Raw genomic sequence first — 20,760 nt, forward strand, 5'->3', positions numbered from 1 at the left:
GCCGCGATGATTCCCGGACAGATCCAGGCCGCCGAGGGCGAGATCGAGCTCAACGCCGGCCGCCGCACCCTGACGCTGACGGTGGCCAATATCGGCGACAGGCCGATCCAGGTGGGCTCGCATTATCACTTCGCCGAAACCAACGACGCCTTGCGGTTTGACCGCGAGGCCGCCCGCGGCTGCCGGCTGAACATCGCCGCGGGCACCGCGGTGCGCTTCGAGCCCGGGCAGGTCCGCAGCGTGGAGCTGGTGGCGCTGGCCGGCCGGCGCCGGGTGTACGGCTTTCAGGGCAAGGTGATGGGGGCTTTATGAAAATCAGCAGACAGGCGTACGCCGAGATGTTCGGCCCCACCGTCGGCGACCGGGTGCGCTTGGCCGACACCGAATTGTGGGTGGAAGTGGAGCGCGATTACACCGTGTACGGCGAGGAGGTGAAGTTTGGCGGCGGCAAGGTGATACGCGACGGCATGGGCCAGGGCCAGGGCCTGGCGGCGGAAGTGGCCGACACGGTGTTGACCAATGCGCTGATCCTGGACCACTGGGGCATCGTCAAGGCCGACATCGGCCTCAAGGACGGCCGCATCGCCGCCATCGGCAAGGCCGGCAATCCGGACATCCAGCCCGGCGTCGACATCGCCATTGGCGCCGCCACCGAAATCATCGCCGCCGAAGGCATGATCGTCACCGCCGGCGGCATCGACAGCCACATCCACTTCATCTGCCCGCAGCAGATCGAAGACGCCCTGATGTCCGGCGTCACCACGATGATAGGCGGCGGCACCGGGCCGGCCACCGGCAGCAAGGCCACCACCTGCACGCCGGGGCCGTGGCATCTGGCGCGGATGCTGGAAGCGGCAGAAGCCTTTCCGATGAATCTGGGCTTCACCGGCAAGGGCAACGCCAGCCTGCCGGAGCCGCTGCGCGAGCAAGTGCGCGCCGGGGCCATCGGCCTCAAGCTGCACGAAGACTGGGGCAGCACGCCGGCGGCGATAGACAACTGCCTGACGGTGGCGGACGAGATGGACGTGCAAGTGGCCATCCACACCGACACCCTGAACGAATCCGGCTTCGTCGAGGCCACGCTGGCCGCGTTCAAGGGCCGCGCCATCCACACCTATCACACCGAGGGCGCCGGCGGCGGCCACGCGCCGGACATCATCAAGGCCTGCGGCCACGCCAATGTGCTGCCCAGCTCCACCAATCCCACCCGGCCGTTCACGGTCAACACCATAGACGAGCACCTGGACATGTTGATGGTCTGCCATCACCTGGACCCGGGCATCGCCGAGGACGTGGCCTTCGCCGAAAGCCGCATCCGGCGCGAAACCATCGCCGCCGAGGACATCCTGCACGATCTGGGCGCTTTCGCGATGATGTCTTCGGACAGCCAGGCGATGGGGCGGGTGGGGGAAACCATACTGCGCTGCTGGCAGACGGCGGACAAGATGCGGCGCCAGCGCGGCCCCTTGCCGGGCGACGGCCCCGGCCACAGCAATTTCCGGGTCAAGCGCTACCTGGCCAAGTACACCATCAATCCGGCCCTGACCCACGGCATCGCCCATGAGGTGGGCAGCGTCGAAGCCGGCAAGCTGGCCGATCTGGTGCTGTGGCGGCCGGCCTTCTTCGCGGTCAAGCCCAGCCTGATCCTCAAGGGCGGCGTCATCGCCGCTGCCGCGATGGGCGATCCCAACGCCAGCATCCCGACGCCGCAGCCGGTGCACTACCGGCCGATGTTCGGCAGCTGCGGCGCGGCGGTGGCGCGCGGCAGCGTCACCTTCGTGTCGCAGGCGGCGCTGCAGGCCGGCGTCGGCGCGGAACTGGGCCTGCGCAAGCGGCTGGTGGCGGTGCGGGGCTGCCGTCAGCTGAGCAAGGCCGATCTGATCCACAACGATTACCTGCCGCATATCGAGGTGGACCCGCAAAACTACCAGGTGCGCGCCGACGGCGAATTGCTGTGGTGCGAACCGGCCGAGCGCCTGCCGCTGGCGCAGCGCTATTTCTTGTTTTGAGAGGATGCCATGTTGTTGCTGACACGCCGCGCCGACGATGCGAGCGCCTGGGACGATGAGTTGCTGATGAGTTACGAACTGCGCGGCAAGCGCCGGCTGCGCACCCGCAGCGCCGCCGGCGAAGACTGCGGCCTGTTTCTGGAACCGGGGCCGCCGCTGGCCGACGGCGAGGTGTTGCAGGCCGAGGATGGCCGCCGGGTGAGGGTGGCGGCCGCGGCGGAGGCCTTGTTGCATGTCTGTTGCGCCGACGCCGTCGCGCTGACCCGCGCCGCCTACCACCTGGGCAACCGCCATGTGCATCTGCAAGTGGGCGAGGGCTGGCTGCGGCTGTTGGACGACGAGGTGCTGGCGCGGATGCTGGAGCAGATGGGCGCGCAGGTGCGGAAAATCGACGCGCCGTTCCAGCCGGAGTCCGGCGCTTACGGCGGCGGCCACCATCACTCCCACGGTAAGGAGGCGGCCTTCCAGTATCCGCCGCGGCTGCATCAGTACGGCGCGGCATGAGCGCGCTGGCGCGGCTGCAACTGATGCGGCTGGCCAGCCCCGGCCTGCCTATCGGCGCGTATAGCTATTCGCAAGGGCTGGAGAGCGCGCTGGAGCTGGGCCTGGTGCATGACGCCGCCAGCGCCGCCGCCTGGCTGGGCGATGCGCTGCAAGGACCGCTGTCCCGTTTCGAAGCCGCGCTGCTGGCCCAGGCCTGGCGCGCGCTGGCCGCCGACGAGCAGCCGGCGCTGACGCGGATCAATCAGCAATTGCTGGCCAGCCGCGACAGCCGCGAACTGAGGCAGGAGACCGTGCAGATGGGGTATTCGCTGCGCCGCCTGCTGCAAGCGTTGCCGGAATGCGCCGGTTTGCCGTGGCCGGCCGGGCTGGAACAAGCGGAGCTGGCGCTGCCGGCGGTTTGGGCGCAGGCGGCGCGCGCCTTGGGCGTGGACGAGGCCGGCGCGGTGGACGCGTATCTATGGGGCTGGCTGGAGAATCAGGTCACGGTTCTGCTCAAGGCGATGCCGATGGGGCAGACGGCCGGCCAGCAATTGTTGTCGGCCTTGTTGCCGGCGGTGGCGGCCGCCGGCGCCGAGGCGCGGCGGCTGCCGGCGGACCAACTGAGCAATTTCGCCCCCGGCCTCGCCTGGGCGGCGATGAAGCATGAAACCCAGTACAGCAGGCTGTTCCGGTCTTGAGCCGGCGGCCGCTATCTCAAGGAGAAAGCAATGAACACGACAGGACTCGCCCAGGGCCGCGGGCCGTTGCGGGTGGGCATAGGCGGGCCGGTGGGCTCGGGCAAGACCCATCTGACCTGGGCGCTGTGCGCGGCGCTGCGCGACAAATACAATGTCGCCGCCGTCACCAACGACATCTACACCCAGGAAGACGCGCAATTCCTGGTCCAGCACCAGGCGCTGGCGGCGGATCGCATCATCGGCGTCGAGACCGGAGGCTGCCCGCACACCGCCATCCGCGAAGACGCGTCCATCAATCTGGAGGCGGTGGCGCGGCTGAACGCGCGCCATCCAGGCCTGGACCTGATCTTCATTGAAAGCGGCGGCGACAATCTGGCCGCCACCTTCAGCCCGGAGCTGTCCGATCTGACGCTGTACGTGATCGACGTGTCCGCCGGCGACAAGATTCCGCGCAAGGGCGGGCCGGGCATCTGCAAGTCGGACCTGCTGGTGATCAACAAGATCGATCTGGCGCCGCTGGTGGGGGCCTCGCTGGAGGTGATGGCGCGCGACGCCGGCCGCATGCGTGGCGAACGGCCCTTCGTGTTCTCCAACCTCAAGCTTGGCCAGGGGCTGAACGACATCATCGCCTTCATCGAAACCCAGGGCATGCTGCAACTTGACGTCTCGGGAGCTGAAAATGACCTTTCTGCGTAAATTCACGCCGGCCGCGCTGGCGCTATTGCTGGCCAGCGGACTGGCCCAGGCTCACCCCGGCCACGCCGTCGCCGGCTTTTCCAGCGGCCTCGCGCACCCGCTTGGCGGGTTGGACCATTTGCTGGCCATGCTGGCGGTGGGTTTGTGGTCGTGGCGGCTGGGCGGCGCGGCTCGCTGGCAAGGGCCCTTGACCTTCATGGTCATGTTGGCCGCGGGCGGCGTGTTGGGCTGGCTGGGCGTGAGCGTGGCGGCGCTGGAAAGCGGCATCGCCGCCAGCGTGATCGCGCTGGGCCTGCTGCTGGCCTTCGCCTTGCAGCCGCGGCGCGGCCTGGCCTTGGCGGCGATCGCCGGCTTCGCCTTGCTGCACGGCGTCGCCCACGGCCAGGAAATGCCGCACGACGCCTCCGGCCTGGCTTACGCCGCCGGTTTCGTGCTGGCCTCAGGCCTGCTGCACGCGGCCGGCTTGCTGCTGGGACGGACGGAAACGCGCCTTGCCTTGGGCGAGCGGCTGGGGCGCGTCGCCGGCGGCGGCATCGCCGCGTGCGGAGTGTTGATGCTGGGCGGCTGGGTTTAAGCGGCTTCTAAGCCGCTTCTAAGAACGTGTTTACGATCTCGCGAGCAAAAGCGAGACAAGGCGAAAACCGCTGAGAAATGAGCAATTCGAAGTGCTACTCGCCGCGCCCAGTTTCACGAAGCGCAGCAGATCGTAAACAGGTTCTAAGCGCGCGTTGCGGCGTCGCGGCCGGGCTGGGCCGCCCGCTCCCGGATCAGATCCAGCTCATTGTGAGCGTCCTGCGCCATCTCCGCCGCCAGCCGGCAGAGTTGGGCGATGTGCTCGCGCGTTTGAGGGTCAGCCGTTTCGTTCAGGCGTTCGATCGCGCGCATCAGCGAGGCCAGCGATTGCAGCGTGTCCATGGCGCTGGCGGCGACGGCGCGTTCCGCTTGAGTGGATAAGGGCATGGCGGCGTTCAAACGCTGAGCGCTTGCGGGCACACCTGGAGGCGCAGATTGGTGTGGCGCAGGCTGTAGCCGGTTTCCGCGCAGTAAAGCGCGCCGGTGTGGCGGTCCGCCCACAATCTCCGGCGCTGGATGCTGACCGCGCAGACCCGGCGCGGCAGCACGCCCTTGGGGGTGTGCAGCGCGGCCTTGACCACGGGCAGGGGTTTGAGCAGGCGCAGGCTCTCCACGGCGATGCAGCTGCCGTAGTCGGTAAGCCGGGGGCGAAGCGGCGGGAAGGTCATGCCAATCTCCATTCCTCACAAGGCGATCAGCATAGCCTATCAATAAAGATATTAAGCAACAATAACCACTAGGTTATCTACGGCGGAGTGTTGCGTATCGGCCCATGGCCGCGCGCCGGCTCATTCCGCCGCGCCGCCCGCCCAAGCGTCCGCCGGCTGCGGCTGAGGGGGCTCCTGAGTCAGCGCTTCCACCATGCCGCGCAGGCTGATCAGCGCTTTGCGGCTGAGAGTCTGCCCGCGCACGCCGCGATGCAGATCGTCGATCAACAACTGCAGCAAGGCGCGTTCCGACAGCGCGGCCTCGAACTCCGCCACCCGCGCGTGCAGCGGCGGCAGGGCGTCGATGTCGCCTTCCTGATCCAGCCAGTAGCGGGGCAGGTTCAGCCGGTTTTCGATGTGGCGGGCCAGGTGTTCTCCCATGCCGCGGCCGCTGGGAGCGTCCGAGAACAGGCGGTAGATTTGCGGAGGGCGGCGATCGATCAGCTCCGCGAGTCGGGAAACGGTTCCGTCAAAATCGCGTTCGATCAACAGGCCCAGCTTGTGGCGGCGGATTTCGGTGGTGTTCATGTTTGCTATTCAAGCCTAAATATATCCGGCTGGTAAGCTGTCATATGGTTATTGATTTATATATCCGACAGGCCATGCCTGGGGCGGAGGAGCGATCGCCGCCGCTTGCGCGGCCATGAAAAAACGCCGGCAAGCCGGCGTTTTTCGCAGGGACGGCAGGCGCGTTTCAAGCCTCGGCGCTGAGATGGGCCACGACGTTGAAGCCTTCCTGCGGGCTGGGCGGCACGAAGTAGCGGGTGATGTGGTCGAACTCCGCTTCGCTGACGCTGAACGGGTGGGAGCCCTTGGCGTTGCGCTGGCGCAAGCGCGCCTTGCAGGCCTCGTCGCTGACGTCCAGATGGTGCAGCTGGTGGGCGGCGCCGCTGGACTCGATCAGCTCGCGCATCCAGCGACGGCTGTCCAGGGTGTTGGCCGGCATGTCCAGCACCACGGACAGGCCCTGCCGCAGCAGAGCGGAGACATGGGGCGCCAGCGCGTCTTTCAGCGACTGCGAGCGGCGCACATAGTCGGTCAGCGTGCGGATCTCGCCGGGATAGAGCTTGGCCAGCCAGTCGTCTTCGCTGATCAGCACGGTGCGGGGCTGATCGGACAGGCGGCGGGTCAGCGTGGACTTGCCCGCCGCGATTTTGCCGCAAACCAAGTGCAGTGTCGCCTCAGTGGCCGTATCTTTGAATTGTTCATTGCTTGGCATGACAGTCTCCTTGGGAGAGGGGCATATATGAAAAAACCCGCCGGTTGGGGCGGGTTGCCGGGCTTCGTCTGGCCGCGCGCCAACCCGCCTCAAAAAAAGGCGTCAATCCAATCTTGGCTGGAGAAGGGGGCGAAACGGCGCATAGTGGCCTTATGGTGGCCGCTTGGGCCGGCCTTGTCAAACCGCTGAGGCGGGCCGGTCGGCGCGATATCCGGTAGACTGGACCGATGTGCGTCAATTATCTATGTCCCCATCCGGATCAACTGCCGTTGTTCGGCGTGGAGGCCGGCGAACTGCTTTGGCAAGAAGAGGCCTGGCAGGATTACGCCGCGCCCTTCATCGTGGCCGGCCGCCGGGGCCTGGAGCCGCGGCTGGGCAATTACGGCCTGGTGCCCAAGCGTCATCAGCCGGACGGCATGCGGCTGTCCACCACCAACGCGCGTTCGGAAACCGTGGCCGAACTGAAAAACTTCCGCTACCCGTGGCGGGCCGGTCAGCGTTGCCTGGTGCCGATGCGGGCCTTTTTCGAACCCTCGTATGAAAGCGGCCGCGCGGTGCGCTGGCGCATCGGCCTGGCCGACGACGCTCCGTTCGCGGTGGCCGGGCTGTGGCGGGCCTGGTCGGAGCCGGACGGTTCGATCAGCCACGCCTTCACCCAATTGACGGTCAACGCCGAGGCGCACGCGCTGATGCGCCGCACCCACAAGCCGGAGGACGAGAAGCGTTCGCTGGTGATTGTGCGGCCGGAGGATTACCAGGCCTGGCTGACGGCGCGGAGGCCGGAGGACGCGCAGCGCTTGCTGCGGCTGTATCCGGCGGAGGAGATGCGTGCCGAGGACGCGCCGCTGGCGCCGCGCCAGGGCGCGCCCAAGCCGGCGCCTCAGCCGCTGCCGCGAACCTTGGGTTTGTTCGACTGAACGCCGTATGAGCAAAGCCGCGAATGCTGGCGGGTATCGCTTATGGCTCCTCCCTCCCTACGCGCGGCGGTTTGCCATGGGTAGGGTGGGTGGAGCGTAGCGATCCCGCGCGGAGGTCTGTCGCAGAGGCCTGGGGCAGCCAGGATGCGCGGTTTTCTGTGCGCCAAGCCAGGTTCAGCGCACTGAAAAAGAGCTTAGATCATCGCCTTCGGATCCACCCACTGATCAAACTGCTCCGCCGTCACATAGCCCAGCTCCAGCGCCGCCTGCTTGAGGGTGCCGCCGTTGGCGTGGGCCAGCTTGGCGATGGCGGCGGCCTTGTCGTAGCCGATGTGCGGGTTGAGCGCGGTGACCAGCATCAGCGATTGCTCCAGCAATTGCTCGATGCGCGGGCGGTTGGCCTGCATGCCGCGCACGCAATGATGGTTGAGGCTGTCCATGCCGTCTGACAGCAGGCGCGCGCTTTGCAGGAAGTTGTGGACAATCAGCGGCTTGAACACGTTCAATTCGAAATTGCCGGAGGCGGCGCCGATGGACAGCGCCACGTCGTTGCCCAGCACCTGGCAGCACAACATGGTCATCGCCTCGCACTGAGTGGGGTTGACCTTGCCCGGCATGATGGAGCTGCCCGGCTCGTTTTCCGGGATCAGCAATTCGCCCAGGCCGCTGCGCGGGCCGGAGGCCAGCCAGCGGATGTCGTTGGCGATCTTGATCAGCGCCGTGGCCAGTTGCTTGAGCGCGCCGTGGGAGTGAACCAGCGCGTCGTGGCCGGCCAGCGCGGCGAACTTGTTGCCGGCGCTGGCGAAGGGCAGGCCGCAAGCGCGATTGAGCTCCGTGGCCACGCGCGGACCGAACTCCGGATGGGTGTTGAGGCCGGTGCCGACGGCGGTGCCGCCCACGGCCAACTGGTAGAGGCCGGGCAGCGCGGCGCGGACGGCGTGTTCGGCTTGCTCCAGCTGGTCCACCCAGCCGGACAGCTCCTGGCCCAGGGTCAGCGGAGTGGCGTCCTGCAAATGGGTGCGGCCTATCTTGACGATGTCGGCGAAGGCGGCCGCCTTGTCCGTCAGCGCGGCGCGCAGCCGGCCCAGCGCCGGCAGCAGCCTGTCGTGCACCGCGCGCGCGGCGGCCACGTGCATGGCGGTGGGGTAGATGTCGTTGGAGGACTGGCCGCGGTTGACGTCGTCGTTGGGGTGGACGAGCCGGCCCGGGCCGCGCTCGCCGCCCAGCAGTTCGGACGCGCGGTTGGCCAGCACCTCGTTCATATTCATATTGCTCTGAGTGCCGGAGCCGGTTTGCCATACCGACAGCGGGAAGGCGTCCGGATGTTTGCCGGCCAGGACTTCGTCGGCGGCGGCGACGACGGCGTCGGCCTTGTCCGCGGGCAGTTTGCCCAATTCGCGGTTGGCCAGCGCGGCGGCGCGTTTGACCTGGGCCAGCGCCAGGATCAGTTCCGGCGGCATGGTTTCGCTGGAGATGGCGAAGTGGCCGAGCGAGCGCTGGGTCTGCGCGCCCCACAGCGCGTTGGCGGGGACTTCGATGTCGCCGAAGGAATCGTGTTCTATTCTGTGTGTCATGGCATGCCTTTCGCACGGGAATGAGGTTTCGATTGTATGCTAAATGCAAGTTAAGGGCTGAACCATTGACCCTTTTCCCGGTCTGAACATGAGGCGGAGCGCCTCGGACAGACCGCTTGTCGAGGCGCTCCCATGGTTTTCGCCCTTGAGTGCGTGTTTACGATCCCGCGAGACCAGGCGAAAACCGCCGAGAAAGCAAATGCGCAGGTGGCGCATGAGCGTTTCGAAGCGGGTTTCAAGGCCTTTGTCTAACATCCCGCCGCGGCGCGGCGGGTCGTAAACAGGTTCTTGGCTTGCATCTTGGCTTTCAACAGGAGTCCTTCATGTCGCTTCGTTCCGAATCCACTTTGCGTTCCTTTACCCTGGCCTCGGGCCAGTCCTGTCAATTCCATTCGCTGCCGGCGCTGGCGGAGCTGGGCGTCGGCGATGTCGGCCGGCTGCCGGTGTCGCTGCGCATCGTGCTGGAGTCTTTGCTGCGCCACCTGGACGGCCAGCGCGTAGCCGAGGAGCATGTGCGGCAGTTGGCCGGCTGGCGGCCGCAGGCGCCGCGCAGCGAGGAGATCCCCTTTGTGGTGGCGCGCATCGTGCTGCAGGATTTCACCGGCGTGCCGCTGCTGTGCGATCTGGCGGCGATGCGTTCGGTGGCCGAGCGCTTCGGCAAGCCGCCCAAGCGCATCGAACCGCTGGTGCCGGTGGACCTGGTGGTGGACCACTCGGTGCAGATCGACCACTTCCGCGAGAACAACGCCTTGGACCTTAACATGAAACTGGAATTCCGCCGCAACGCGGAACGCTACCGTTTCATCAAATGGGGGATGCAGGCCTTCGACACCTTCAAGGTGGTGCCGCCTGGCATCGGCATCGTCCACCAGGTGAACCTGGAGTATCTGGCGCGCGGAGTGTTGAGCAAGGGCGGGGTCTATTACCCGGACAGCCTGGTGGGCACGGATTCGCACACCACCATGATCAACGGTCTGGGCGTGGTGGGCTGGGGCGTGGGCGGCATCGAGGCGGAGGCCGGCATGTTGGGCCAGCCGGTGTATTTCCTGACGCCGGACGTGGTGGGCGTGCATTTGAAGGGCAGGCTGCGCGAGGGCGTGACCGCCACCGATCTGGTGCTGACCGTGACCGAGATGCTGCGCAAGGCGCAGGTGGTGGGCAAGTTCGTGGAGTTCTACGGCGCCGGCGCGGCCTCGCTGACTCTGCAGGATCGCGCCACGCTGGCGAACATGGCGCCGGAGTACGGCGCCACCATGGGCTTCTTCCCGCCGGACGAGCAGACCGCCGCCTATCTGACCGCCACCGGCCGCAGCGAGGCGGAAGTGGACGCGTTCCGCCGCTATTTCCAGGCGCAGCAAATGTTCGGCATGCCGCAGGAGGGCGAAATCGATTACAGCAGCGTGCTGGAGCTGGATCTGGCCACGGTCGCGCCCAGCGTGGCCGGCCCGCGCCGGCCGCAGGACCGCATCGCCCTGCCGGACTTGAAGACGCGTTTCAACGAACTCTTGCACCAGCCGGCCAAAACCGGCGGTTACGGCAAGGAGGGCGCCGGCGGCTTCAGCGGCAAGCTGCGTCACGGTTCGGTGCTGATCGCGGCGATTACCTCTTGCACCAACACCTCCAACCCCGGGGTGATGCTGGCCGCCGGCCTGCTGGCGCAGAAGGCGGTGGCCAGCGGCCTGAGCGTGGCCGGCCACATCAAGACCTCGCTGGCCCCCGGCTCGCGGGTGGTGACCGACTACCTGGGCAAGGCGCATTTGCTGGCGCCGCTGGAGCAGCTGGGTTTCCGCGTGGCCGCCTACGGCTGCACCACCTGCATCGGCAACGCCGGCCCGCTGGAGCCGCAGCTGGAGAGCGAGGTCAGCGGGCAGGACCTGATCTGCGCGTCGGTGCTGTCTGGCAACCGCAACTTCGAGGCGCGCATTCATCCGGCGATCAAGGCCAACTTCCTGATGAGTCCGCCGCTGGTGGTGGCCTTCGCCATCGCCGGCCGGGTGGACATCGATCTGGAGCATGAGCCCTTGGGCGTCGGCGTGGACGGCAAGCCGGTGTATCTGCGCGATGTCTGGCCCAGCCAGCAGGAGGTGGGCGCCGCCTTGCTGCAAGCGACGGATGCGACCACGTATCGCCGCTTGTACCAGGATTTCGCCAGCGGCAACCCGCTGTGGAACGATATCGCCGCCAGCGCGGGCGAGGTCTATGGCTGGGAGGCGTCCAGCTATATCGCCGAACCGCCGTTCTTCCAGGATTTCGCGATGCAGCCGGCGCCGCAGCCGCCGATCCGCGGCGCGCGTGCCTTGGCGATCTTCGGGGACTCGGTGACCACCGACCACATCAGCCCGGCCGGTTCGATCAAGCCGAGCTCGCCGGCGGGCCTGTATCTGCAGGGGCAGGGCATCTCGCCCGGCGATTTCAACAGCTACGGCTCGCGGCGCGGCCATCACGAGGTGATGATGCGCGGCACTTTCGCCAATGTGCGCATCCGCAACCTGATGCTGGCGCCGGACGCCGACGGCAAGCCGGTGGAGGGCGGCCTGACCCTGCTGCAGCCGGACGGCGAGCAAATGGCCATCTACGACGCGGCGATGAGCTATGTGCGCGCCGGCACGCCCACGCTGATCTTCGCCGGCGAGGAGTACGGCACCGGCTCCAGCCGGGACTGGGCGGCCAAGGGCACGCGCCTGCTGGGCGTGCGCGCGGTGGTGGCCAAGAGCTTCGAGCGCATTCACCGTTCCAATCTGGTGGGCATGGGGGTGTTGCCGCTGCAGTTCCTGGACGGGGACAGCGCCGCCGGCCTCAAGGGCGACGAAACCTTCGAGCTGCGCGGGCTGGAGGACGGCATCGCGCCGCAGCAGCGGGTGCATTTGCTGATCCGCGACGCCGCCGGCGGCGAACGCGAACTGCCCTTGCTGCTGCGCATCGACACGCCGGTGGAGGTGGATTACTACCGGCACGGCGGCATCCTGCCCTATGTATTGCGCCAGTTGCTGGCTTGAGCGCCGACATCTGACCGCGTTTTAAAGCACAACAGCCGCTTTGAGCGGCTGTTGTGCTTTGGCGGAGCCGCGCGGCTTCAGCTGCGGCCCAGCTTGAAGTTTTGCCAGAAACGGCCGTAGATGCGCAGGGTTTCCTGGCCCACGCTCTTCTGAATGAAGCTGTTTTTCAGGTCTTCGGAATTGGGGAAGATGGAGCGGTCGTTCAGGTACTGTTTGTTGACGAACTGCCGCGCCGGCAGGCTGCCCGGGGCGAAGGTCACGGTATTGGCGTTGTCCGCGGCGATCTTGGGTTCCAGGCTGTAGTTGATGAAGGACAGCGCGTTGGCCACGTTTTTGGCGTCCTTGGGGATGGCCATGCTGTCCACCCAGATGGCCACGCCCTGTTTGGGCATCAGCGGAACCACCTTGACGCCGTTCTTGGCGTCCGCGGCGCGGCGTTTGGCGATGTTGAGGTCGCCGCCGTAGCCCATGGCCAGGCAGACTTCGCCGCTGGCCATGTCGTTGATGTAGCCGGAGGAGGAGATGCGGGTGACGCTGGCGCGCATGGCGTTGAGCTGCGGCATGATGGCACGGTAGTCGGCTTCCTTGGTGCTGCCCGGGTCCTTGCCGAAGTAGTGCAGCGCCATCGGGAAGAATTCGGACGGGGAGTCCAGAATGCTGACACCGCAGGATTTGAGCTTGGATACGTATTCCGGCTTGAACAGCAGATCCCATTCATTGGCCGGCAGCTTGCCGCCCAGCGCTTTTTTGACCTTTTCCTCATTGATGCCCAGGGTGATCACGCCCCAGAAATACGGCACCGCGTATTTATTGCCCGGATCGGACACTTCCATCATTTTCAGTAGCGCCGGGTCTATGTTCTTGTAGTTGGGGATCTTGCTCTTGTCCAGCGGCTGAAACAGCCCGGCCTTGATGCCGAGGCCCAGTACATTATTGGACGGCACCACCAGATCGAAGCCGGAGCGGCCGGTCATCAGCTTGGCGTTCAGGGTTTCCATGCTGTCATAGACGCTGTAATTGACCTTGACGCCGGTTTGCTTGCTGAAGGCCGGCACGGTGGTGGGAGCGATGTAGTCGGACCAGTTGTAGACGTTGACGGTATTGGCTTGGGCGTGGGCGGCGCCGGCGAGGCCGAGCGCGAGCAGACAGTGCTTCCAGGTATTCATGTTCTCTTCCTTCTCTCTCTTTGCATGGTTCTTTCCTGCGCCGTATCGCCAACGCGCGGCAGATCGTAAGCAGGTTCTTATGCGGCGGCCGGTAGGCCCGGCTCTGGCGCAAGGCGCCGGCGCGGGGCCGGATCTTGCCGAGCCAGCATATCGCCCCGCGCTGGTGGCGTCTATTATTTTTGCCATTTGATGTTTTTGTGTTAATTATCTGCATACTCCATGCAACCACGCCTGACGCGCGCGGTCCTGCCATAAGCGGGACCGGCCGGCGGACACGGCGGGACGCGCGCATTCGCGACGGCGCTTGAGCGCCGACGCGGGCACATAACAAGGCGAGGGCCGACGTTGCGACGCGGTCCCGGACAAAGGAGATGCACCATGCGTAATGTTGACAACGCGCTGCCGGCCCCGGACGGGGGAGGCTTGAGCGCCAAGGGTTTGCCCGCCGGCTCCATCGGCATTCTCGGGCTGGTGGTGATCGGCATTTCCGTATGCGCGCCGGCGTACACGCTGACCGCCTCGCTGGGGCCGGCGGCCTCCCAGGTGGGCAAGCAGATGCCGGCGGTGTTTTTCGTCAGTTTCATTCCCATGCTGTTGGTGGCGATAGGCTACCGCGAGCTGAACCGCGAGATGCCGGACGCCGGGACGTCCTTCACCTGGGCCACGCGCGCCTTCGGACCGTGGATAGGCTGGATCGCCGGCTGGGGGCTGGTGGTGTCCACGGTGCTGGTGCTATCCAACACCGCCGCGGTGGCGATGGATTTCATGTATCTGGCCTTGGGCCAGGCGCTGGGGCGGCCGGACATTGCGGCCCTGCCTGACAACACGGCGGTGAACATCGTCTCCTGCCTTGGTTTCATGGCGGTGGCCACCTGGATTTCCTGTCGCGGCCTGCAATCCACCAAACGGGTGCAGTATGTGTTGGTGTCGTTCCAGGTGCTGGTGCTGGCCTGGTTCGCATGGGCGGCGTTCAGCGCCGCCGCCGACGGCGGCCATCCGTATTCCATTCCTGTGGAGTGGAGCTGGTTCAATCCCTTCGCCGTGGAAAGCTTTTCCCAATTCGCCGCCGGGGTGGCGGTGTCCATCTTCGCCTATTGGGGCTGGGACACGGTGGTGACCATCAGCGAGGAGACCACCGGCGACAAGCGCGCCAATTTGTCCGGCAAGGCCGCCACGCTGGTGATGGTGCTGCTGGTGGGCTCTTATGTGTTGATCAGCGCGGCGGTGGTGTCCTTCGCCGGCGTGGGCACGGATGCCACCGGCCTCGCCAACCCGGCCATCGCCGCCAATGTGTTCACCGCGCTGGCCGGGCCGGTGATGGGGCCGGCGGCCATTCTGCTGTCGCTGGCGGTGATGTCCAGTTCCGCGGCCTCCCTGCAGTCCACCTTTATGTCGCCGGCGCGCACCATGCTGGCGATGGGCCATTACCAGGCCTTGCCGGCCAGATACGCGGTGGTGGAGTCTCGCTTCAAGGCGCCGGCTTACGCCACCGTGGTGTCCGCGCTGGTGGCTTCGGCGTTTTACGCGGTGATGCGGGTCTTGAGCGAAAACGTGCTGTCCGACACCATTACCGCGCTGGGCATGATGGTGTGTTTCTATTACGGCCTGACGGCCTTTGCCTGCGTCTGGTATTTCCGCAAGCAGGCGCTGACTTCGGCGCGCCATTTCCTGTTGCGCGGCCTGTGTCCGGGGCTGGGCGGCGTCCTGCTGTTCGTCGCCCTGATCCGCACCACGCTGGACAGCATGGATCCGGCTTTCGGCAGCGGCTCGCATATCGGCGGCCTGGGTCTGGTGTTCATCCTGGGCGTGACGGTGGCCTTGGTCGGCCTGCTGCTCATGCTGTACATGTACCGCAAGCATCCGGCCTTCTTCCGCGGCGAGGTGCTGAAGAAGGGCACGCCGGTGTTCAGCTTCGACGAAAAAATCTGAGCATCTGTTTGCGATCTGCTGCGCGTCGGCGGGGTGGCGTTGAAACCCGCTGAGCGCGCGCAAATGAAAAGCCGCCCGGGAGGGCGGCTTTGATGTTTGACTCGCGGCGGCGGCTCAGATGCGGAAGAAACGCACCGCCTGATGCAGGTTCTGGGCGATGTCGGACATCGAGCGCGAGCTGTCCGCCACATTGCTGACGATGGCGGTGTTTTCCTCGGCCATCTGCGCCACTTTCTCCATGTTCTGGGCAATCTCGGTGCTGGCCAGCTTCTGCTCCTGCACCGCGCTGACGATGGTGCCGGTGCTGTCGGTGGATTTGGCCACCGCCTGTTCGCCCTCTTGCAAGGCGGCTTCAACGGTCGAGACAAAGGATTGGCTGCTGCTCAGGGAGGCGAGGCTGCTGGTGATGGCGTCTTCCAGTTCCACCGACTGGGTGCCCAGCACATGGGTGACCTGATCGATTTCCTTGGCGGATTCCGCCGAGCGTTCCGCCAGCACGCGCACTTCGTCGGCCACCACGGCGAAGCCGCGGCCCAGTTCGCCGGCGCGCGCGGCTTCGATGGCGGCGTTCAGCGCCAGCAGATTGGTCTGATCGGCGATGTCGCGCACCTGGCTGGTCATGCTGGTGATCTTGCGGGTGTTGGCGACGAAGTTCTTCACCGCTTCGGCGATGCCGTTGACCGCTTTCTCGACATTGTCGACTTCCTTGATCAGCAGGCTGAGCTGGGCGGTGCCGTTCTTGGCGGTGACCAGGCTGGTCTGCGCGTGTTCGCGCACTTCCTGGGCGGCTTCGGCTACGTGGCTGATGCTGACGGTGAGCTCTTCCACCGCGGCGGCGGAGCTGGCGGCGGCCTGGCTTTGCTGATGGGAGGCGGTCAGCACCTGGTCGGCGGATTCGGACAGCTGGCCGGCCACGCTATTGGCTTCTTCCGCGCCTTGCTGGACGTTGCCGATGGCTTTCACCAGTTGTTCGCGCATATCGGCCAGCGCGGCGATAACCTGGGCCGGCTCGTCCTTGCCGTCCGGCTGCAGCTCGATGCGCAGATTGCCGGCGGCCACTTCGCGCGCGGCTTCCACCGCGCTGTTCAGCGGGCGGGTGATGGAGCGGGTCAGCAGCCAGCCTATCAGCACGGCCGCGCCCAGGCAGATGGCGGTGATGGTCAGCGAGGTGGCGCGCACGGCGGTGGCGCTGGTTTCCGCGTCCTTGCGGCTGTCCTGGGCGCGGTCGGCCAGCGCCTTGCTGAGGGCTTCCACCTTTTGTTCCAGCTGGTGGATCAGCGGGCGGTGCTCCCCGACCATGAAGGCTTCCGCCTCCTTGTTCTGGTTGGCCATCGCCAGCGCCATCAGCTTTTTAGTGGGGGCGTCCAGCGCCTCCTGGGCCTGGCCCACGTCTTTGAGCAGGGCGGCGGTGGCCGGTATCGGCGGGAACTTGGTGAAGTGGTCTTCCAGCGCCTTTTCGGCGTTGTTGAAGGCCTTGATGGTCTGGTCGGTCTGCGCCTTGATCTCGGCCATCTTGGCCGGATCGGTTTCAATGATCAGATCGCGCGCGCCGATGCGCTGCTGCTGCAGGTGGTGATCCAGCTGAGCGACTATCAGCAAGGATTCCAGCCGGTTGTCGGTGATGTCCTCCATGCTGTCGCTGATGGAGGAGAGCCCGTTGAGCATGACCACACTCATGATCAGCACCAGGGCGATCAGCGCGCCGAAGGCGAGGGCGAGTCTTTGTCCAATGCGCAGGTTTTTCATCAGTTTGTCCCGTGGTGACTTTATTGTGGTGCTTCCAATTTAATATATTTATGAAGTGATCAAAAAGTGAATAATTACTTATAGGACAGCGGATAAATTTTTGGAGACGTTTTTGCGTCTTCGCGCAAAAACCATGGGCATGAGGCGGCGCGCCGGCGAGGCGGGCCGGGGCGCGGCGCGGCGGCGGCGCTTATGCGACGGGTATGAAAAAAGCGGACCGGGGTCCGCTTGCTCTGGCTTGCCGCGTTTTGCGGCTTACTTCTGGATTTGCGCCTTGGCTTTCAGCTCGGCGATCAGCTTTTCCACGCGGCCGCCCATGATGCGCTGGGTCAGCTGCGGGCGGATGTCGTCCAGCGCCGGCACATTACGTTGCACGCGGGCGTCGTCCAGCTTGATCACGTGCCAGCCGAACTCGGTCTTCACCGGCTTGGCGGTCACTTCGCCCTTGGACAGCTTGGTCATGGCTTCGGAGAACGGCGCCACGAAGGTGCCGGCTTCCTGCCAGTCCAGATCGCCGCCCTTGTCCTTGCTGCCCGGATCCTGGGACTTCTCCTTGGCCAGCTTGTCGAAAGACTTGCCTTTCTTCAGCGCGTCGATCACCGCCTTGGCTTCGGCCTCGGTCTTCACCAGGATGTGGCGAGCGTGGTATTGCTTGGTTTCCGGCACGCTGGCCACCAGCTTGTCGTATTCGGCTTTCAGATCGGCGTCGCTGACCGGATTGGACTTTTCATAATCCTTGATCAGGCGGTTGGCCAGCGCCATCGCTTGCATATTGGCCAGTTCGGCGGCGAATTCCGGCGACTTGTCCAGACCCTTCTTCACGGCTTCCTGGCGCAGCACTTCGGCGGTGACCAGTTGATCCTTGACCATGTCGCGCGCTTGCGGGTTGGCCGGCTGGCCCTGGGCTTCCATCATCTTGACCACGGCGTCGATGCGGGCGTCGGTGATGGCCTGGCCGTTGACGACCGGGCCGGCAACCACGATGGCGCTGCCGGCGAAGGCGGCGACGAGGGCGCTGGTCAGCAAGATTTTACGCATATTCTTAGATGTCCTGATGGGTTGGTTTATTGGATCTTGGCCTTGGCGCGCAGGTCTTCCACTGCCTTGGCGATGGCTTCTTCTTGCAGTTGGCGGCCGATTTGCGGCTTGGCCTCATCCAGCGACGGAAGCTTGGCGTCACGAATGTCTTCCACCTTGAACACATGCCAGCCCAACGGGGACTGGTAGGGCTTGCCGCTGGTCTGGCCTTTGCGGATGTCTTTCAGCGCGGCGGCCAGCGGCGGGTCCATGCGGTTGAGGTTGCCCCAGCCCATTTCGCCGTTGCTTTGCTTGGCGTTGGGGTCAATGGAGCGGGTCTTCACCAGTTCGTCGAACTTGGCGCCTTTTTTCAGATCGGCGATCGCCTTCTGCGCGTCGGCCTCGCTCTTCAGCGTGATCTGGCGCGCGTGGACTTCCTTGCTGCCGGTCTGCTGGGCGGCGAGCTTGTCGTAGACGCCCTTGATCTGAGCGTCGGTCACCGGCGCCTGTTTGGCGATGTCGGCGAACAGCGCTTCGCGCAGCATTTCATTGCGGATGTCGTCCAGGCGCTGGGTGAACAGCGGTTGCTTGTCCAGCTGGCGCTTGCGCGCTTCCTGCAGGATCACTTCGCGGGTGATCAGCGAGGTTTTCAATTGCTCGCGCAGCTCAGGGTTGTCCTGGGCCTTGCCGCCGCTGCTTTGCACGATGTTGGCGACGGCCGCGTCCAGTTCCTTCTTGTCGATGGCGGCGCCGTTGACCACGGCGATGGATTCCGCGGCGGCGGGCAGGGCGACGGAGGCGGCCAGCGCGAGGGCGGCGATGCGGGAAAGCTTCATGGGGTATCTATCCTTCTTATGGAATCAAGTCAGATTTCTTCTGGCGTGAACGCTCTGATGGCCAGAGCGTGCACCTTGGTTTGCATCAAGTCGCCCAGCGTTTCGTAGATCAGCCGGTGGCGATGCACGCGGCTCAATCCCTGAAAGCGGGCGCTGACGATGGTTAGCGTGTAATGTCCGCCGCCGTCGCGCGCGCCGGCGTGTCCGGCGTGCAAGGCGCTGTCGTCCTGGATGTCCAGGTGTTCCGGCGTCAAGGCCTGCAAGGCGGCGCTGAGCAGTTCAACCGTGGCGCTCATTGCGGAAACACCTTGAGGAAGGGTTTGACGCTGACGTCGGCGTAGACGCCGGCCGCCACGTAGGGATCGGCGTCGGCCCAGGCCTGGGCGGCGTCCAGCGATTCGAATTCCGCGACGATCAGGCTGCCGCTGAAACCGGCCGGGCCGGGGCTGGCGCTGTCGATGGCGGGACAGGGGCCGGCCAGCACCAGGCGGCCGGCGTCCTGCAGCGCCTGCAAGCGCGCCAGGTGGGCCGGGCGGGCCTCCAGCCGGCGCGGCAGCGAATCTTCATGATCTTGGCCGATGATGGCGTAAAGCATTATTTCTTTTCCTCAATGTATTTGGCGAGGAACAGGCTTTGGGCGATGACGAAGGCCAGCATCAGGCCCAGGCCGCCAAACAGTTTGAAATTGACCCAGACGTCTTCGCTGAAGCGATAGGCGACAAAGAGGTTGAGCGCGCCCATGAAGGCGAAGAAGCCCACCCAGGCCCAGGTCAGCTTGCGCCAGACCGGGGCCGGCAATTGCAGCTGCTGGCCCATCATCAGCTTCAGGCCGTTCTTGCCCAGGAAGTCGCTGATCAGCAGGCCGGCGCCCATCACCCAGTACAGCACGGTGGGCTTCCACATGATGAAGTGCTTGTCGTGCAGCAGCAGGGTGGCGCCGCCCAGCACCACGATCAGGCCCAGGCTGACCCACTGCATGGTGTCCACCTTGCGGTGGCGCAGCCAGGTCCAGCCCACCAGCAAGGTGGTGGCGGCGATGGCGACGCCGGTGGCGATGAACATGTCGCGGCTCAGCCAGTAAGTGGCGAAGAACAGGACGACGGGAAACAGGTCGGTGAAGAATTTCATGCGCACGATTATGGGGGCGGCCCGGCGGATATTCAAGCCGGGCAAGGGTTGAAGAGTGAGGTGCGGGTTCTTGATCCGGCCGGCGCCCGCGCACGGGGCGCCGCCGGAGCGGCCTTTAGCGCGGGGCCTGGGTCTGCTTGACCACGCTCATCGCGCTGGCCACCAGCGAACCGACGTCGGCGACGTTGGCCGGCAGGATGATGGTGTTGTTTTCCTTGGCCAGTTTGCCGAAGGCGGCCACGTATTGTTCGGCCACTTTCAGGTTGACCGCTTCCAGGCCGCCCTCGGTGTGGATGGAGCTGGCCACGCGCTTGATCGCGTCGGCGGTGGCGTCCGCCACCAGACGCAGCGCTTCGGCCTCGCCCAGCGCCTTGTTGATGGCGGCTTGCTTGTCGCCCTCGGAGTTGTTGATGGTGGCCTGCATCTCGCCCTGGGATTTCTGGATCGCCGCTTCGCGCGAGCCGTTGGCCAGGTTGATCTGCTCCATCTTCAAGCCTTCGGACTGGGCGATGCGCGCGCGCTTCTCCCGTTCCGCGGTGATCTGCGCCTGCATCGCGTGCAGGATGTCCTGCGGCGGCACCAGGTCCTTGATCTCGTAGCGCAGCACTTTCACGCCCCAGTTGACCGCGGCCTCGTCCAGCGCCGCCACCACGGTCTGGTTGATCTCGTCGCGTTCCTCAAAGGTCTTGTCCAGCTCCATCTTGCCGATCACCGAGCGCAGCGTGGTTTGCGACAGCTGGGTGATGGCGATGATGAAGTTGCTGGTGCCGTAGGAGGCGCGCTGGGCGTCGGTCACCTGGAAGTAGAGGATGCCGTCCACTTTCAGCTGAGTGTTGTCGCGGGTGATGCAGACCTGGCTGGGCACGTCCAGCGGCACTTCCTTCAAGCTGTGCTTGTAGGCGATGCGGTCGATGAAGGGAATGATGATGTTGAGGCCGGGCGCCAGGGTGCCGTGATAGCGGCCGAGGCGTTCGACGATGTAGGCGTTCTGCTGCGGCACCACGGCCAGCGATTTGAACACGAAGACGATGACGGCGGCGAGCAGGATCAGGGGCAGGAGTTCCAT

General features: G+C 65.5%; 22 protein-coding genes. 9 read left to right on the top strand and 13 right to left on the bottom strand.

Features of this window, described 5'->3' with window-relative positions:
- Positions 1–6: 6 nt before the first annotated feature.
- Genes AB1Z25_RS09290 through AB1Z25_RS09315 form a run of 6 tightly spaced genes read left to right on the top strand, consistent with a single transcriptional unit; the run spans position 7 to position 4,460 of the window.
- On the top strand, positions 7–312 hold the full coding sequence (locus tag AB1Z25_RS09290) for an urease subunit beta (protein ID WP_486637096.1): 306 nt from the start codon (positions 7–9) through the stop codon (positions 310–312).
- A complete protein-coding gene (gene ureC, locus AB1Z25_RS09295; RefSeq protein WP_107799311.1) occupies positions 309–2,009 on the top strand; it encodes an urease subunit alpha in 1,701 nt (566 codons plus the stop codon). The genes AB1Z25_RS09290 and ureC overlap by 4 nt, the downstream gene beginning before the upstream one ends.
- Before the next feature lie 9 nt (positions 2,010–2,018).
- Positions 2,019–2,513, top strand: coding sequence for an urease accessory protein UreE (gene ureE, locus AB1Z25_RS09300; protein ID WP_486637097.1), 495 nt, complete (start codon positions 2,019–2,021; stop codon positions 2,511–2,513).
- Positions 2,510–3,190, top strand: coding sequence for an urease accessory protein UreF (locus AB1Z25_RS09305; protein WP_486637098.1), 681 nt, complete (start codon positions 2,510–2,512; stop codon positions 3,188–3,190). Before ureE ends, AB1Z25_RS09305 begins: the two co-directional genes overlap by 4 nt.
- A gap of 30 nt (positions 3,191–3,220) precedes the next feature.
- The gene (ureG, locus tag AB1Z25_RS09310) at positions 3,221–3,886 is read left to right on the top strand and encodes an urease accessory protein UreG (protein WP_227108112.1); all 666 of its coding nucleotides are present in this window, start codon (positions 3,221–3,223) and stop codon (positions 3,884–3,886) included.
- Positions 3,870–4,460 carry a HupE/UreJ family protein gene (locus AB1Z25_RS09315; RefSeq protein WP_486637099.1) on the top strand — a complete coding sequence of 197 codons (591 nt, stop codon included), beginning with the start codon at positions 3,870–3,872 and terminating at the stop codon, positions 4,458–4,460. Before ureG ends, AB1Z25_RS09315 begins: the two co-directional genes overlap by 17 nt.
- A 143-nt stretch (positions 4,461–4,603) precedes the next feature.
- Here the strand turns inward: AB1Z25_RS09315 and AB1Z25_RS09320 are convergent, their stop codons facing one another.
- From AB1Z25_RS09320 to AB1Z25_RS09335, 4 genes are all read right to left on the bottom strand, one after another.
- Positions 4,604–4,846 carry a hypothetical protein gene (locus AB1Z25_RS09320; RefSeq protein ID WP_235088847.1) on the bottom strand — a complete coding sequence of 81 codons (243 nt, stop codon included), beginning with the start codon at positions 4,844–4,846 and terminating at the stop codon, positions 4,604–4,606.
- Between the two features lie 8 nt (positions 4,847–4,854).
- Positions 4,855–5,127, bottom strand: coding sequence for a hypothetical protein (locus AB1Z25_RS09325; protein WP_107799305.1), 273 nt, complete (start codon positions 5,125–5,127; stop codon positions 4,855–4,857).
- Positions 5,128–5,247: 120 nt separating this feature from the next.
- The gene (locus AB1Z25_RS09330) at positions 5,248–5,694 is read right to left on the bottom strand and encodes a hypothetical protein (RefSeq protein ID WP_107799304.1); all 447 of its coding nucleotides are present in this window, start codon (positions 5,692–5,694) and stop codon (positions 5,248–5,250) included.
- 166 nt (positions 5,695–5,860) lie between these two features.
- A complete protein-coding gene (locus tag AB1Z25_RS09335) occupies positions 5,861–6,385 on the bottom strand; it encodes a P-loop nucleotide/nucleoside kinase family protein (protein ID WP_107799303.1) in 525 nt (174 codons plus the stop codon).
- A gap of 227 nt (positions 6,386–6,612) precedes the next feature.
- Between AB1Z25_RS09335 and AB1Z25_RS09340 the strand changes: the two genes are divergently transcribed.
- Positions 6,613–7,302: an SOS response-associated peptidase gene (locus AB1Z25_RS09340; protein WP_107799302.1), complete on the top strand. Its 690-nt coding sequence runs from the start codon at positions 6,613–6,615 to the stop codon at positions 7,300–7,302.
- A gap of 194 nt (positions 7,303–7,496) precedes the next feature.
- Here the strand turns inward: AB1Z25_RS09340 and fumC are convergent, their stop codons facing one another.
- A complete protein-coding gene (fumC, locus tag AB1Z25_RS09345; RefSeq protein ID WP_486637100.1) occupies positions 7,497–8,876 on the bottom strand; it encodes a class II fumarate hydratase in 1,380 nt (459 codons plus the stop codon).
- 323 nt (positions 8,877–9,199) lie between these two features.
- Here fumC and acnA point away from each other — a divergent pair, with 323 nt between their 5' ends.
- The gene (gene acnA / locus AB1Z25_RS09350) at positions 9,200–11,872 is read left to right on the top strand and encodes an aconitate hydratase AcnA (protein ID WP_235088844.1); all 2,673 of its coding nucleotides are present in this window, start codon (positions 9,200–9,202) and stop codon (positions 11,870–11,872) included.
- 77 nt (positions 11,873–11,949) lie between these two features.
- Here acnA and AB1Z25_RS09355 read toward each other — a convergent pair whose 3' ends face one another.
- Positions 11,950–13,038 carry a polyamine ABC transporter substrate-binding protein gene (locus tag AB1Z25_RS09355; RefSeq protein WP_107799299.1) on the bottom strand — a complete coding sequence of 363 codons (1,089 nt, stop codon included), beginning with the start codon at positions 13,036–13,038 and terminating at the stop codon, positions 11,950–11,952.
- Positions 13,039–13,416: 378 nt separating this feature from the next.
- Between AB1Z25_RS09355 and AB1Z25_RS09360 the strand changes: the two genes are divergently transcribed.
- Positions 13,417–14,967 (top strand): APC family permease, encoded by a 1,551-nt coding sequence (locus tag AB1Z25_RS09360; protein WP_107799298.1) that lies wholly within the window; start codon positions 13,417–13,419, stop codon positions 14,965–14,967.
- A gap of 114 nt (positions 14,968–15,081) precedes the next feature.
- Here the strand turns inward: AB1Z25_RS09360 and AB1Z25_RS09365 are convergent, their stop codons facing one another.
- From AB1Z25_RS09365 to AB1Z25_RS09395, 7 genes are all read right to left on the bottom strand, one after another.
- Entirely contained in the window at positions 15,082–16,713 is a 1,632-nt protein-coding gene (locus AB1Z25_RS09365; RefSeq protein WP_227108124.1) for a methyl-accepting chemotaxis protein, read from the bottom strand.
- Positions 16,714–16,968: 255 nt separating this feature from the next.
- A complete protein-coding gene (locus AB1Z25_RS09370; protein ID WP_107799296.1) occupies positions 16,969–17,751 on the bottom strand; it encodes a peptidylprolyl isomerase in 783 nt (260 codons plus the stop codon).
- A gap of 26 nt (positions 17,752–17,777) precedes the next feature.
- Complete coding sequence (locus AB1Z25_RS09375; RefSeq protein ID WP_107799295.1) at positions 17,778–18,566, bottom strand: peptidylprolyl isomerase; 789 nt, start codon at positions 18,564–18,566, stop codon at positions 17,778–17,780.
- A gap of 29 nt (positions 18,567–18,595) precedes the next feature.
- Positions 18,596–18,862, bottom strand: coding sequence for a BolA family protein (locus AB1Z25_RS09380; RefSeq protein ID WP_081544784.1), 267 nt, complete (start codon positions 18,860–18,862; stop codon positions 18,596–18,598).
- Complete coding sequence (locus AB1Z25_RS09385; protein WP_227108128.1) at positions 18,859–19,161, bottom strand: YciI family protein; 303 nt, start codon at positions 19,159–19,161, stop codon at positions 18,859–18,861. The genes AB1Z25_RS09380 and AB1Z25_RS09385 overlap by 4 nt, the downstream gene beginning before the upstream one ends.
- Positions 19,161–19,694 carry a septation protein A gene (locus AB1Z25_RS09390; protein WP_107799293.1) on the bottom strand — a complete coding sequence of 178 codons (534 nt, stop codon included), beginning with the start codon at positions 19,692–19,694 and terminating at the stop codon, positions 19,161–19,163. Before AB1Z25_RS09390 ends, AB1Z25_RS09385 begins: the two co-directional genes overlap by 1 nt.
- Positions 19,695–19,809: 115 nt before the next feature.
- Positions 19,810–20,760 (bottom strand): SPFH domain-containing protein, encoded by a 951-nt coding sequence (locus AB1Z25_RS09395; protein WP_107799292.1) that lies wholly within the window; start codon positions 20,758–20,760, stop codon positions 19,810–19,812.

It is taken from the genome of Chromobacterium sp. HL1, assembly GCF_057418835.1.